We start from the raw sequence: 11,120 nt of genomic DNA on the forward strand, positions 1-11,120 counted from the left end.
TTACAAGGCCTCCAGTTCGTCCGCCGTCCATGGGGTCTGGCGGTCCTTGGTCTGCTCGCGCACCTTCTTCACAAGGGCTGCATCCACCTTGTCTGCCTTGTTGTCTCCGAGCTCGGAGCGGATATAGCTGGCGACCGCGGCCACTTCCTCGTCTCCCAGTTGCGAAGCCCATGGCGGCATGATGCCGTTATAGGTTTTCCCTGCCACCTCGATTTCGCCTTGCAGCCCGTGCAGAATGATGTTAACCAGCACTTCTGGGCTTTCAAGCACGTATTTTGTCCCCACCAGCGGTGGGAAGGCGCCCGGCACGCCTTGACCGTTGGCTTGGTGGCAGGTGGCGCAACGGCTGCCGAAGATAGAGGCGCCGGACACCGTGGCAGCCGGAGCGCTTTCCTGCGTCTGGCCCGGTTTGCCGCCTTCATGCAGGAAGCCGATATGCGCCGCGGTGTCCAGCCTGCCCATATGCCGCCCCAGGTAGAACGCGCCCACAACCATGGATAATACGACGAATAGGTAAAACCAGACGGGGCCCTTGATCGTATCCTCGAAAGGCTCGGCGGTTTCATGCATGGCGTCGTCGTGCAAAGCCAGGGTGGATACTTCGTTTTTCTCCGACTGGATAGGGTGGTCATGGTGACGGTTTTCATCAATCATGGCTGCGCCTCTTCTGGGTTGTCATTCTCTGGATTGTCATTGGCAGGCTTTAATGGGTCATTGGGAGCAGGATAGTCGTGCTTCAAGCTGAGCAGGTAAGCCACCAGGGCTTCCGCCTCTTCAGTCACCACGACCACGCCATCCGCCGGCGCATAAGGTTTGGGCACGTCCAGCACCTTGTCGCCGGGCTCGGCTTCGGCTTTATGCCGGAACAGGAACGGAAAGGCGGGCATGATGGACCATGGCACCAACGCGCGCGGCTGGTAAAGGTGCAGCAGTTGCCAGTTACGGTCGGGCAGGCGCGAGCCCACATTGAACAGGTCCGGCCCGGTTCGCATGGTGCCGAGCAGGTGGGGGTTGTCGTGAACGTAATCCTCGGGCACGGAAGGCCGCGTCCCCAGGCCCTTGCTGATATCGGCGGTAAAGCTGGGGTCGCGCACCTGCTGAGTGTGGCAATAGATGCAGCCGTTGCTGATATAGAGTTGGCGCCCGGCCAGTTGTTGCGCAGTCGGCTCCTTGAGTTCGGGCGGCGCCTGCATCGACGAGAGCATGCTCTTGGGCAGTATCACCAGGATGACTAGGGCGAATATCACCGTTGCCATCGCCCCCATGATCAATACGAGCAATCTGGTCATGGCGCCTTCTTTCTGACCAGCACGGGCTTGATCTCAAAGAAGGGAGGGTGCCGCCTGATGCTGCCATGGCGCGTAAAGGCCAGCAGGTAGGCATGATAGGCAAATACGATATGCCCGGCAGAAATGATCACGGCCGCCACGCTGCGCATGAGCAGCCACGGGCGTGCGCTTTCCACGGAGGCCTCGAAGCCCTGGCCCGGAGCCAGCAGGCTCAGGCCCTGCAATACGCCGCCTATGCCCAGCGCCACCACGTAGAGCACCATGCCGCCGCCGACAAGCAGGATATGCGCACGGATCAGCCGGGTGCTCGGCCACTCCTTCTTGAGCACGCGCGGCAGGATGTAATACATGCCGCCGAACAAGGACAAGGTCACGAACATATAAAGCCCCAGGTGCGAGTGGGCGATGGTCCAGTGCGTGAAATGGGTGATGCGGTTGACGCTGACCAGGGCGGTGAGGATGCCCTGCAGGGAGACTGCGGTGTAGGACATCGCCGCGATGACCGCCAAGGTCAGCGCCGGCGAATAGCGCATGGCGCCGAAGCGGCCGACCACGGTCATATGCTGGTTGATGCCGACCGCAACTACCGGCACCACCATCATGATGCTGGCGGTAATCGAGGTGGCGATCATCCATGAGGGCAGCGGCCCGCCGATCAGGTGATGCATGCCGTTGAGCGCATAGAACAATGCCAGCCCCCAGAACCCGATCAGGGAAAGCCAGTACGAATAGATCGGGCGGCCGATGATCTTGGGCAGCAGGTAGTAGATCAGCCCGAGGTTGACGGTGGTGAGCCATAAGCCGAGGGCGTTATGGGCGTAGAACCAGTTGACCGCAGCCGATTCCACGCCTTGAAAGATGGGCAGGTTGCCCGCGATAAAAATGATGAGGAACCATGGGTAGGATGCCGCGACATACCATACCGACACATACAGGTGATGCACGTTACGCACTGAAAGCGTCTTCCAGATCGACGCGCCTACCAGGGCGGCGCCCACCACCAGGAGCGGGTCGGCCCAGATGCGGTCCAGCTCCAGCCATTCCAGGCCGTCGCTATAGCCCGCCAGCAGCAGGGCCACGCCCACGCCCAGCCCCACGGTCCAGATCAGGATGCCGGCGACGGCGGCCTTGGCCCAGCGCAGCTGCGTGCGGCACAGCCTGGGCATCAGCCACAGGGAAACCGAGAACATGGCGGTGGAAGCCCAGCCATAGACCATGACGTTGAGGTGCGCCGGGCGGATGCGGCCGAACGTCAGGTAGGCCTGCTCGGTAAGGAAGTCGGGACGGTCGAACTTGAAGCTGCTGATGTCGCCCATGACCGTGCCTGCAAGCAGCCATATGATAGCGATAAAAAAACCGAGCAGGACCGGCTGCCTGCCGGAGTGGTCATAAGCGGAGACCTCTTCGGCGCTTATCCTGAGCTTGCTGTGATCCAGCGTGCTGTCTTGCTGGGTACGGGGTGAGGCGACTGCTTCAGTCATAGCCAGCGCTCCCATTCGCGTTGCGGATTGCGGAGCAGGCCGCCGTGCCGCTGCATGCGCTCTTCAGCCTGCTCGCGCGTTTCCCAGGGGCGGGAGTAGCGCAATTCTTCCACCTCGAAAATCGAATCCGCAGTGGCCCCGATATTGTCGAACTGCCCATGGGAGATGGCGAAAAGCAGGAATACCAACGGGGGAATCCCCACCACGAGGCTGAGCAGGATGATCGCAAACGAATTGGCAAGCATTCGAACTCCTGTAGAGAAAAAGGAAATAACCACAATGAATGTAGAGGTGAACCTGTGCCGTTGGCACTACTCAGTTTTCCTAAAGCCATGTCAGAAAAACCAACGCCCTGGTCAGGCAAGCATGGGCAAGATAGGAGGCAGACGCCGCTTGTCGCGAGAGCTCGGACATTCCAAGCGCATGGATTGCTGCCTAAAGCGGCTTTGCCGTCATCAGGTAAAAGACGCACAACAAGGCGAGGAATGCCGGGATGCCGAGCAGCACCCAGTAGCGCAGGTACCGTTGGTACTGCGGGGGCAAGGGTTCGCGCGCATGGGCGGCGAGCACGGCCATCTTGTGCATGCGTATCTGCAGCCACACTACCGGCAGCCAACAGGCGCCGGCCAGCAGGTAAAGCGCGATGGACCATATGATCCAGCCCTGCATGATCGGATAACCGGCACGATGCATCAGGTAGAAGCCGGTAACAGGCTGGACGATGATGGCAGGCGTGGTGAATATCCAATCGGCAAGCACGACCAGGCGCGCCACGCCGGCAGTATTCCTTGCATCGCCTTTCAGGCTGGTGACCAGCATATAGAAGGCGGAACCGATGCCGGTGCCGAACAATATGGTGGATGAGACGATATGCAGCCACTTAACGACGAGGTAATCCATCCTGGCGCTCCAGTGTCATCAACATATAGATCAGTGCCGCCATGGGCAGGTTCTTGAGCAACGGCCCGAAGGGATGCAGCCAGAATGCGGGGATAAACCAGCTGAGTATCAGGGTGTAGCCCAGGATGACGGCAATCTGCAGCTGCCAGAGCAACCGCCGCTTGCGCAGCAACAAGGTGGCAATGCCGAAGCTGATGTCAAGCAAGGCCGCCCCGTACAAGGCCACGCTCGCCGTCGAGCCTTCCAGGCCGACCTCGGCAAGCAATGCGTAGCTTTCCTGAACCGGGTAGATCCCGAGCGACAGTAGCCCAGTGACTATCCATACCACGGCGATGCTGAACCTGAGCAAGGGCAGCAGCCAGCCGAGCAGCGCGAGCGAGCGCCATCCGTCGGCCTCCGCCGGTTTGATGAATGACTCGACCGGCATGGCGTCGCGGCCCAGGAAGAAGCGCATATCCTCAGTGGCCGCGATATTGCCGCGTTCCAGCATCGCCAGCGTCTCGGGCGTCAGCAGGCTGGAGGGAAGCCATTGCCCGATCCACGCTGCCAGCCTCGCGACCATGCGGTGCAGAGTGAATGCCCTCAGCCTGCCAAGGCCCATCTGCTGTCGCAAGGCACCGCAATATTCGCGCAAGGTCAGCGCTTGCGGGCCCGCCGCGGCAATGGTGATGGTTCCTGCCGGATTGAGCGGCACCAGGGCTTGCACCAATTCCGTCAGGTCATGGATATGCACGGGCTGTAGAAGCTGGCACCCCCCTCCGGGCAGTGGCAGCACCGGCAGGCTGGCCAACATGGCGAACAGGCGCGCGCTCTCGCCGTCCTGGCCGAATACCAGCGAGGGTTGCAGGATGAAGGCCGGGATGTCCAATGCCCTGAGCACATCGTCGGCGGACTTCTTGCTCAGGTGATAGGCGCTGGCTGCCTCTTCGTCGGCCCCCAGCGCGGATATCTGAATGACCAGCCCCACCTTGGACTGCTGGCAGGCCCTGAACAAGGCGGCAGGCGCTTGCTCATGCAGGGCGCTGAATGTCTGTCCGCCATGTTCGCGCAACAGGCCGACGGCGTTGATGACGACATCCACGCCGTCGAGTACCGGCAGCCAGTCTTGGATATCGAGACCCTGTGCGAAATCCGTTTCGATATACGCGATATCGGGGTGGCTGGCTGCAGGCAGCTTGCGCACCCCGGCAATGACGCTATGCCCTTGTTGCTTAAGCGCCGCTACGAAATGCCTGCCGAGAAAGCCGTTTGCTCCCAGTACCAACACGACCCTGGGCTTTGCGTCATCGGGCAAAGGCGGCGCTGCGGTTGAACTTGCGTGCTGCGTCATGGCTCTATGAAGGGAGCCGGAAACGCTGGCCGCGACTTTTTTCAACCAAATACGGAGGCGCATCATGCCAAAAGGTCTATGCAGGCGCGGGTTGAGCACGGGAACATATGCCAGCGTGAGTTCGGCATTGGCGCTGGCCATATGTGGAAAGCTGGAAAACGGGGCATATGCGGCTCCTATCAATGCAATCAGTCATTGGGTGTGGGGAGATGACGCGGCCCGTCACGACGGAGCGGATGTAACGCACACCGTGCTGGGCTATACGATCCATCATGCCTCCGCCACCTTCTGGGCCCTTATCTACGAGCATGCGACCAGGTCGAGGCAGGAAGGCAACGCCTTGCAGCTCTACGCGGATGCAGCCGTCATTGCGGCCCTGGCATGCTACGTCGACTATCATCTGACGCCGCGCAGCCTGAGGCCAGGCTATGAAATGCGCCTCTCGCGCCTCTCGCTGCTTGCAGTATATGCAGCATTCGCTTTCGGCCTTGCCCGGCAGAAGCTGGCCAGGCACCGGTTACAGAAACGGGCGCCTGGCAAGCCAGCTCAATAAGTAATCTGCCGGCACACGATTTTGTCGATCATCCCGTTGGGCCGGCGGTTGGTTTCGATACCATAATCGCTTCCTATGCTTCCAAAGACCGCCATGACGATTTTCTGGAAACCTTCCAGGGCGTCGAACGAATCGTCGACGGGCTTGATCACGAAACCATGGCCTTCAGGCATGTTTTCTGCGAGATGCAGCGGGGAAGACACCTTGAACTCATCTACTCTTGCCATGATTTTTCTTTCTGTCATCTGATAAAGTCGCAAGCCATGCCATTGTTGACGCAGGCCTTGCTAATGCAGGCCCGGGGTCAATACGACCTTGCGGCAGTTTTCCTCAGCATCGTTGAAGATGCGGTAGCCCAGCGGCGCGTCCTCCAGCGACATGCGATGGGTAATGATGTCGGCCGGGTGCAGGTCGCCGTTTTCAATGAACTCCAACAGCTCGGGCAGAAAGCGGTGCACATGGGTCTGGCCCATCTTGAACGTCAACCCCTTGTCGAATGCATCCCCGAGCAGGAAGCCGTGGATAAACCCTGCATATACGCCAGGGATGCTGACCGTGCCTCCGCGCCTGGTGGCGGCAATGCATTGGCGAATCACTTTGCCGCTGCTGGTTTCCAGTTTCAATGTCGTCAGGGCGGTTTCCACCATGCTGCCCTTGGCCTCGAAGCCGACGGCATCGATCGAGGCATCCACGCCGCGATGCGCGGTATGCTCCAGGATGTACTCGGCAGGGTCTTCGACCTCGTCCAGGTTGATGCTGATTGTGTTGTATTGCGCCTGGGCGAAATCCAGCCGGTATTGCAGGTCGTCGATCATGAAAATCGTCTCCACGCCCAGCATGCGGGCACAGGCCGCTGCCATCAGGCCGACCGGGCCTGCGCCGAAAATAGCCAGGCTGTCGCCTTCACCCACTTCGGCATTGAGTACGGCCTGGTAGCCGGTAGGCAGGATATCGGTCAGGAACAGTACCTGCTCATCCGCCAGGCTGCCGTTGACCTTGAACGGACCCACATTGCCCTGAGGCACGCGTACCAGTTCCGCCTGGCCGCCGGGAATACCGCCATATAGATGGCTGTAGCCGAACAAGGCGGCGGGCGGCGTGGCGGTTTTCTTGTTGAGGCTGGGGCCTCGGCCGGGATTGGTGGTTTCGCAAGCGGCGAATTGCTGCTGGTCGCAAAAATAGCAGTGGCCGCAGGCGATCACGAACGGGATGATTACGCGGTCGCCTTTTTTCACCTGGGTAACGCCCTGGCCCGCGTCTTCAACGATGCCCATGAACTCATGCCCAAGGATATCGCCGTCATGCAGATCGGGAATCTTGCCGCGGTAAAGATGCAGGTCCGACCCGCAGATGGCAGTGGAGGTGACGCGGATAATGACATCGTCGGAGGCCTGGAGGATGGGGTCTGGAACCGTTTCGATACGGACATCTTTACTACCGTGGTATGTCAACGCGCGCATGAGGTACTCCTTCTGTAGGTGGAAAGTGAAAACGGTAGCGCAGCTGCCTGCCGTAAATATTCAGGTGGCCCGGGCACTGAGCCCGACAGCAACCTGATGTGATGCTAGCCAAGCATGAGCCGCCGGTTCATCCGCGCTTTGCTGAAAGCGCTGTAAGAATTCCATTCCTTTGCCGATATCGCCGCTAGCGTAAGACAGGATCAGTAATATTTTCCGACATGAGAATCCGATAATCGCGCCTGCCAAGGTCTAGCCCTGCATTGCATCATTCATGCCTAGCGGCATCTGGCCGCTTTTATATTCCTTCATCCAAGAGGAGTTCCATGACCGCCCCTCCGCTCGAAAGCACTTATGCGCTATGGAAAAAAGGATATGTCTTCATCGACAGCACTTGTCGCGCGCTGGGAGTCAAAGCTTTCAAAACCCGCCTGATGATGCATCCCACCATCTGCATGCAGGGCGAAGCGGCGGCCAGGCTGTTTTACGACAACGAAAAATTCGTACGCTCCGGGGCCATGCCTGCGCGTGCGCAGAAAACGCTTGTCGGTGTAGGCGGGGTGCAGGGAATGGACGACCATGCGCATCGCCACCGCAAGCAGATGTTCATCCGCGAGCTCATGACGCATGCGCATATCGAGCAGCTCGTGCGCCTGCATCACGACCATTGGCGCGAAGCCATCCGTCAATGGAAACCCGGCAGTGAAATCGTGTTGTTGCGCGAGACGCAAAGACTGCTGTGTAAGAGCGTATGCGCCTGGGCCGGCGTACCGCTGGCCAGCCAGGAACTAGGCCGGCGCGCGCAGGAATTCGGCAATATGATAGACAGCGGCGCCCGGCTGGGCCTGCATCACTGGCGCGGCAGGATGGCGCGCAAGTCATGCGAGCGCTGGATCGGGCAACTGGTCGAGGATATCCGCCACTACGGCAAGCCGGAACAGCCGGACAGCGTATTGCAGGCGGTCGCCTGGCATCGTGACGAACAGGGACAACTGTTGCCGCTGCATGTGGCGGCCGTCGAACTGATCAATATATTGCGTCCTACCGTGGCAGTGGCGCAGCTTGCCGTTTTCAGCGCGCTGGCGTTACATTCATTCCCGGTTTGCAGGCAAAAGCTACAGCAGGGCGACGAACGTTACCTGGACTGGTTCGTGCTCGAGGTCAGGCGCTTCTATCCCTTCTTTCCTTTCCTTGCCGCCATCGTGCGCCAAGACTTTCAGTGGCAAGGCCTGGAATTCAGGCGCGGGCATCGCGTACTGCTGGACATTTACGGCACGCACCGCGACCCGGCATTGTGGCAAGACCCGGAGCAATTCATGCCTGAGCGCTTCAAGGATTGGGATGGTAACAGTTTCGGCTTAATCGCCAATGGCGGCGCAACCTATGAATACCACCACCGTTGCCCTGGGGAATGGATCACCATCGCGCTCATGAAGACTATTGTTCAGATGCTGGTTCACGAACTGGAATACACCGTCCCTGATCAAGTTCTGAGGCTGGACCTTGGCAGGATTCCGGCATTGCCGGAAAGCGGCTTCATTATCCAGCCTGCCCTTACCCCTACCCATTTGGAGAAAAAATATGCAAGCCCATGAGCTGACGTCATTGCAGTGGAAAGCATTGAATAAAGTGTGGGAAGCCGAACAAGAAGGCAAGGCGGCAGAAATCGCCGATGGCCTGCGCGATTTCCTGATCAAGGCGGAGCTGATCTTGCCGGACATGGAGCAGCATCACCGCATCACGGAAAAGGCTAGGTCCATGCTCGTCAAACCCTGACAGGTGGGGCTGCTCCTGCCTGCTCTGTATGAACTCATGCATCCATCCTGGCGTTGGTTTTTCATACAAGCGCCCATGAGGTTTTCCAGCGCTGTTTCAGCACCCGGACTACATTGCCTTCCGTCTTGCCCGTCTATGCTGGAACTTCATTCATACGAAAGGAGCAGACCAGTGAAATCCATATTATGCATTGCCGCCCTGAGCCTCGGTCTTGGCCTGTCTACCGCCTATGCGGCGGAAGAAATCAATCCCCGCGCGCTGGACGATGCCAATACGCCTCGCAACCAGGATGAAAAAGCGTCGAGAGATGGTAAGCAGAAGGCCATTGAAAACGCGACCGATCAACAGGCGGACCCCAATGTAAAACCCTCCCGCCATGACCAGCGTAACCATACTTCGACAGAGCAGCCGCGAAACAGACAGGAGGGCCGTTAGCCCCGTCCAGCGGATCGAACCGAAGCATGAGTAAATGCCCGCAGGCTCTCTGACTGAACCTGCGGGCATTCGTTTATGTGCGCCAGGGATGCTTGGGCAGGTTGCAACTGCCTGCCGCCTCGGCTCCGGCCTTGGCTACGATGTGGTCATTTTCCACCGTATCGCCGCTGACGCCTATTGCGCCCACCAACACGCCTTCGTCATCCACGATGGGCAAACCGCCCGGAAAGGTGATGAGGCCTTCGTTGGAGTGCTCTATGCCGTATAGGGGCTGGCCCGGCTGCGACAACTTGCCGATTTCGCCGGAAGGCATGGCGAAAAAGCAGGCGGTCTTGGCCTTCTTGACCGCGACGTCTATGCTGCCTACCCAGGCGTCGTCCATGCGCGAGAACGCCTTGAGGTTGGCGCCCGAGTCCAGCACGGCGATACAGCTTTTCACACCGATAGCCTCGGCCTTGCGCGTGGCCTGCTCGATAATGTTCCTGGCTTGTTCTATTGTGACGTGCATGATGGTTCTCCTTTGTGGTTGGTAAAGAGTGGAGCGTGCTGCTTAATTTCCCTGATTCAAAACTAACTGTCAGTCATCCGTCGGCCTGTTTTGTTGCAGGCCGACTCCTGCTTTCCGTGCTGAGCAGGCGATAGCAGATCGCCAGCGCCACCGCCAGATAGGCAAGGCCGCCCGGAATCCACATGATGAGTCCGCCCAGCTGCTGGTCCTGCAAGGCCAGTTCCAGGCTGCCTGCGGGAATGATGTAGCTGTGGTACCAGACCCGGCTTGAGAAGGTCAGCAGCGCGCCGAGCAAGGCGGTGTGCAGCGCGGTGGTGAACAATGACACCAGGCCCGATACGGCAGGGCTGCGCGTGTTGCTCAGACGCATGAGCGACCACCAGAACAGCAAGGCGGAGAAAAAGAAGCTGAGGTGTTGCAGGTCATGTACAAGCGGGTAATGCAGCGCGGTCTCGAACAGTTCCGGCACGTGCCATCCCCACAGCACGCCTGCATGTACCGTCCAGGCGGTGACCGGATTGGTCAGCGTTCGCCAGAAGCGCGAAAAACTGGCGCCGGAGGTCACCTTGCCGACTTTTGCCGCTGCGCGGGGGAAAGCCCATGCCCACATCGAAAGGGGGCGGGCGATGACGAAAAGCGGCGCGGCGATAATCATTAACAACTCATGCTGCACCATGTGCATGGAGAAATAGGCATTGCCCAAGGTATCCACGGGGGAAAACAAGGCGGCCACGAGCGAGGCCCAGGCAAGCAGGAACGCCTTGACGCGCATGGGCGTATAACTGGTCGGCCTGCCTGCCTTGCGCGTCAAGCGGTAGAGCCCGGCGAGATAGAGTACAAGCGCCAGTCCGACCGGGAGCGCCACCCAATAATCTTGCAACAGCTGCAGCCAGGGGTTGGCGTGGTGGTGGCCGCCAATCGGGTGGGCCCAGGCCTGTGCGGCATGCAGGCAGGCAATGAGGGCGGCAAGCCGCTTCATATGCATGGATCCAGCACCAGGACGGGCAGCCACTGGATCACGATCACCAGCAGGAAGAACAGGCTGAGCATGAAGCCTGCCAATGCCATGAACTGCCGCGGCGGCATCTCGCTTTCACTCTCGCTGCCGCGCTTGTGCGATTGCGGATTCTCGTTGATGCGGGCCAGGGTCTTGTGCAGCTGCAAGTTGTGCCAGCTCAGGTAGGCGCTGGCGGCGCTGAACAGGAAGGCCGCAATGGTCGCGGCATGCACGGGGATCAATTGCTCTTCCCGGCAGGACCAGTCGAGAATGGGGTAAGCCACGCTCAACTGCAGGCTCCAGCTGATGGGGCCCGCCAGAATGCATATCCAGAGCAGTGCGAGTGCAAAGCTGGGATTGTGTTCCGCGATTTTGATCGGGTCGCGCATGCTGA

15 protein-coding genes are annotated in these 11,120 nt (G+C 59.6%); 4 read left to right on the plus strand and 11 right to left on the minus strand.

The window, feature by feature from the left end; translation table 11 throughout:
• From ACJSDX_RS11750 to ACJSDX_RS11775, 6 genes are all read right to left on the minus strand, one after another.
• Entirely contained in the window at nucleotides 1-654 is a 654-nt protein-coding gene (locus ACJSDX_RS11750; protein WP_407994840.1) for a c-type cytochrome, read from the minus strand.
• Complete coding sequence (locus tag ACJSDX_RS11755; protein WP_407994841.1) at nucleotides 651-1,289, minus strand: cbb3-type cytochrome c oxidase subunit II; 639 nt, start codon at nucleotides 1,287-1,289, stop codon at nucleotides 651-653. Before ACJSDX_RS11755 ends, ACJSDX_RS11750 begins: the two co-directional genes overlap by 4 nt.
• A complete protein-coding gene (locus tag ACJSDX_RS11760; RefSeq protein WP_407994842.1) occupies nucleotides 1,286-2,770 on the minus strand; it encodes a cbb3-type cytochrome c oxidase subunit I in 1,485 nt (494 codons plus the stop codon). The genes ACJSDX_RS11755 and ACJSDX_RS11760 overlap by 4 nt, the downstream gene beginning before the upstream one ends.
• Nucleotides 2,767-3,015, minus strand: a complete 249-nt coding sequence (locus tag ACJSDX_RS11765; RefSeq protein WP_407994843.1) for a hypothetical protein — start codon at nucleotides 3,013-3,015, stop codon at nucleotides 2,767-2,769. The genes ACJSDX_RS11760 and ACJSDX_RS11765 overlap by 4 nt, the downstream gene beginning before the upstream one ends.
• 190 nt (nucleotides 3,016-3,205) lie before the next feature.
• Entirely contained in the window at nucleotides 3,206-3,670 is a 465-nt protein-coding gene (locus tag ACJSDX_RS11770) for a DUF2269 family protein (RefSeq protein WP_309565267.1), read from the minus strand.
• Nucleotides 3,651-5,000: an SDR family oxidoreductase gene (locus ACJSDX_RS11775; RefSeq protein ID WP_407994844.1), complete on the minus strand. Its 1,350-nt coding sequence runs from the start codon at nucleotides 4,998-5,000 to the stop codon at nucleotides 3,651-3,653. Before ACJSDX_RS11775 ends, ACJSDX_RS11770 begins: the two co-directional genes overlap by 20 nt.
• Nucleotides 5,001-5,064: 64 nt before the next feature.
• Between ACJSDX_RS11775 and ACJSDX_RS11780 the strand changes: the two genes are divergently transcribed.
• Nucleotides 5,065-5,553 (plus strand): hypothetical protein, encoded by a 489-nt coding sequence (locus tag ACJSDX_RS11780; protein WP_407994845.1) that lies wholly within the window; start codon nucleotides 5,065-5,067, stop codon nucleotides 5,551-5,553.
• On the opposite strand, the gene ACJSDX_RS11785 is transcribed toward ACJSDX_RS11780, so the two are convergent.
• Nucleotides 5,547-5,780, minus strand: a complete 234-nt coding sequence (locus tag ACJSDX_RS11785) for a hypothetical protein (protein WP_309565270.1) — start codon at nucleotides 5,778-5,780, stop codon at nucleotides 5,547-5,549. The genes ACJSDX_RS11780 and ACJSDX_RS11785 overlap by 7 nt on opposite strands.
• A gap of 60 nt (nucleotides 5,781-5,840) precedes the next feature.
• Nucleotides 5,841-7,013, minus strand: a complete 1,173-nt coding sequence (locus tag ACJSDX_RS11790; protein ID WP_309565271.1) for a zinc-dependent alcohol dehydrogenase — start codon at nucleotides 7,011-7,013, stop codon at nucleotides 5,841-5,843.
• 323 nt (nucleotides 7,014-7,336) lie between these two features.
• Between ACJSDX_RS11790 and ACJSDX_RS11795 the strand changes: the two genes are divergently transcribed.
• The 3 genes from ACJSDX_RS11795 to ACJSDX_RS11805 all read left to right on the plus strand — a co-directional run bounded on the left by ACJSDX_RS11795 (nucleotide 7,337) and on the right by ACJSDX_RS11805 (nucleotide 9,221).
• The gene (locus ACJSDX_RS11795; RefSeq protein WP_407994846.1) at nucleotides 7,337-8,605 is read left to right on the plus strand and encodes a cytochrome P450; all 1,269 of its coding nucleotides are present in this window, start codon (nucleotides 7,337-7,339) and stop codon (nucleotides 8,603-8,605) included.
• Nucleotides 8,592-8,786, plus strand: a complete 195-nt coding sequence (locus ACJSDX_RS11800) for a hypothetical protein (protein WP_407994847.1) — start codon at nucleotides 8,592-8,594, stop codon at nucleotides 8,784-8,786. The genes ACJSDX_RS11795 and ACJSDX_RS11800 overlap by 14 nt, the downstream gene beginning before the upstream one ends.
• A 171-nt stretch (nucleotides 8,787-8,957) precedes the next feature.
• A complete protein-coding gene (locus ACJSDX_RS11805) occupies nucleotides 8,958-9,221 on the plus strand; it encodes a hypothetical protein (RefSeq protein WP_309565274.1) in 264 nt (87 codons plus the stop codon).
• A 73-nt stretch (nucleotides 9,222-9,294) separates the two neighbouring features.
• Here ACJSDX_RS11805 and ACJSDX_RS11810 read toward each other — a convergent pair whose 3' ends face one another.
• The 3 genes from ACJSDX_RS11810 to ACJSDX_RS11820 form a co-directional block, all read right to left on the minus strand.
• Nucleotides 9,295-9,729: a GlcG/HbpS family heme-binding protein gene (locus ACJSDX_RS11810; protein WP_407994848.1), complete on the minus strand. Its 435-nt coding sequence runs from the start codon at nucleotides 9,727-9,729 to the stop codon at nucleotides 9,295-9,297.
• A 73-nt stretch (nucleotides 9,730-9,802) separates the two neighbouring features.
• Entirely contained in the window at nucleotides 9,803-10,708 is a 906-nt protein-coding gene (locus ACJSDX_RS11815) for a cytochrome c oxidase assembly protein (protein ID WP_407994849.1), read from the minus strand.
• Nucleotides 10,705-11,115 carry a hypothetical protein gene (locus ACJSDX_RS11820; protein ID WP_309565277.1) on the minus strand — a complete coding sequence of 137 codons (411 nt, stop codon included), beginning with the start codon at nucleotides 11,113-11,115 and terminating at the stop codon, nucleotides 10,705-10,707. Before ACJSDX_RS11820 ends, ACJSDX_RS11815 begins: the two co-directional genes overlap by 4 nt.
• Nucleotides 11,116-11,120 lie beyond the last annotated feature (5 nt).

The organism is Methylobacillus draconifructus (genome assembly GCF_045984355.1).
GTDB classification, from domain to species: Bacteria; Pseudomonadota; Gammaproteobacteria; order Burkholderiales; family Methylophilaceae; genus Methylobacillus; species Methylobacillus flagellatus_A.

Bases quoted from the DNA above. Each gene is read 5' to 3' on its own strand.
- ACJSDX_RS11750 (WP_407994840.1), bottom strand. From the start codon at position 654: ATGATTGATGAAAACCGTCACCATGACCACCCTATCCAGTCGGAGAAA.
- ACJSDX_RS11755 (WP_407994841.1), bottom strand. From the start codon at position 1,289: ATGACCAGATTGCTCGTATTGATCATGGGGGCGATGGCAACGGTGATA.
- ACJSDX_RS11760 (WP_407994842.1), bottom strand. From the start codon at position 2,770: ATGACTGAAGCAGTCGCCTCACCCCGTACCCAGCAAGACAGCACGCTG.
- ACJSDX_RS11765 (WP_407994843.1), bottom strand. From the start codon at position 3,015: ATGCTTGCCAATTCGTTTGCGATCATCCTGCTCAGCCTCGTGGTGGGG.
- ACJSDX_RS11770 (WP_309565267.1), bottom strand. From the start codon at position 3,670: ATGGATTACCTCGTCGTTAAGTGGCTGCATATCGTCTCATCCACCATA.
- ACJSDX_RS11775 (WP_407994844.1), bottom strand. From the start codon at position 5,000: ATGACGCAGCACGCAAGTTCAACCGCAGCGCCGCCTTTGCCCGATGAC.
- ACJSDX_RS11780 (WP_407994845.1), top strand. From the start codon at position 5,065: ATGCCAAAAGGTCTATGCAGGCGCGGGTTGAGCACGGGAACATATGCC.
- ACJSDX_RS11785 (WP_309565270.1), bottom strand. From the start codon at position 5,780: ATGGCAAGAGTAGATGAGTTCAAGGTGTCTTCCCCGCTGCATCTCGCA.
- ACJSDX_RS11790 (WP_309565271.1), bottom strand. From the start codon at position 7,013: ATGCGCGCGTTGACATACCACGGTAGTAAAGATGTCCGTATCGAAACG.
- ACJSDX_RS11795 (WP_407994846.1), top strand. From the start codon at position 7,337: ATGACCGCCCCTCCGCTCGAAAGCACTTATGCGCTATGGAAAAAAGGA.
- ACJSDX_RS11800 (WP_407994847.1), top strand. From the start codon at position 8,592: ATGCAAGCCCATGAGCTGACGTCATTGCAGTGGAAAGCATTGAATAAA.
- ACJSDX_RS11810 (WP_407994848.1), bottom strand. From the start codon at position 9,729: ATGCACGTCACAATAGAACAAGCCAGGAACATTATCGAGCAGGCCACG.
- ACJSDX_RS11815 (WP_407994849.1), bottom strand. From the start codon at position 10,708: ATGAAGCGGCTTGCCGCCCTCATTGCCTGCCTGCATGCCGCACAGGCC.
- ACJSDX_RS11820 (WP_309565277.1), bottom strand. From the start codon at position 11,115: ATGCGCGACCCGATCAAAATCGCGGAACACAATCCCAGCTTTGCACTC.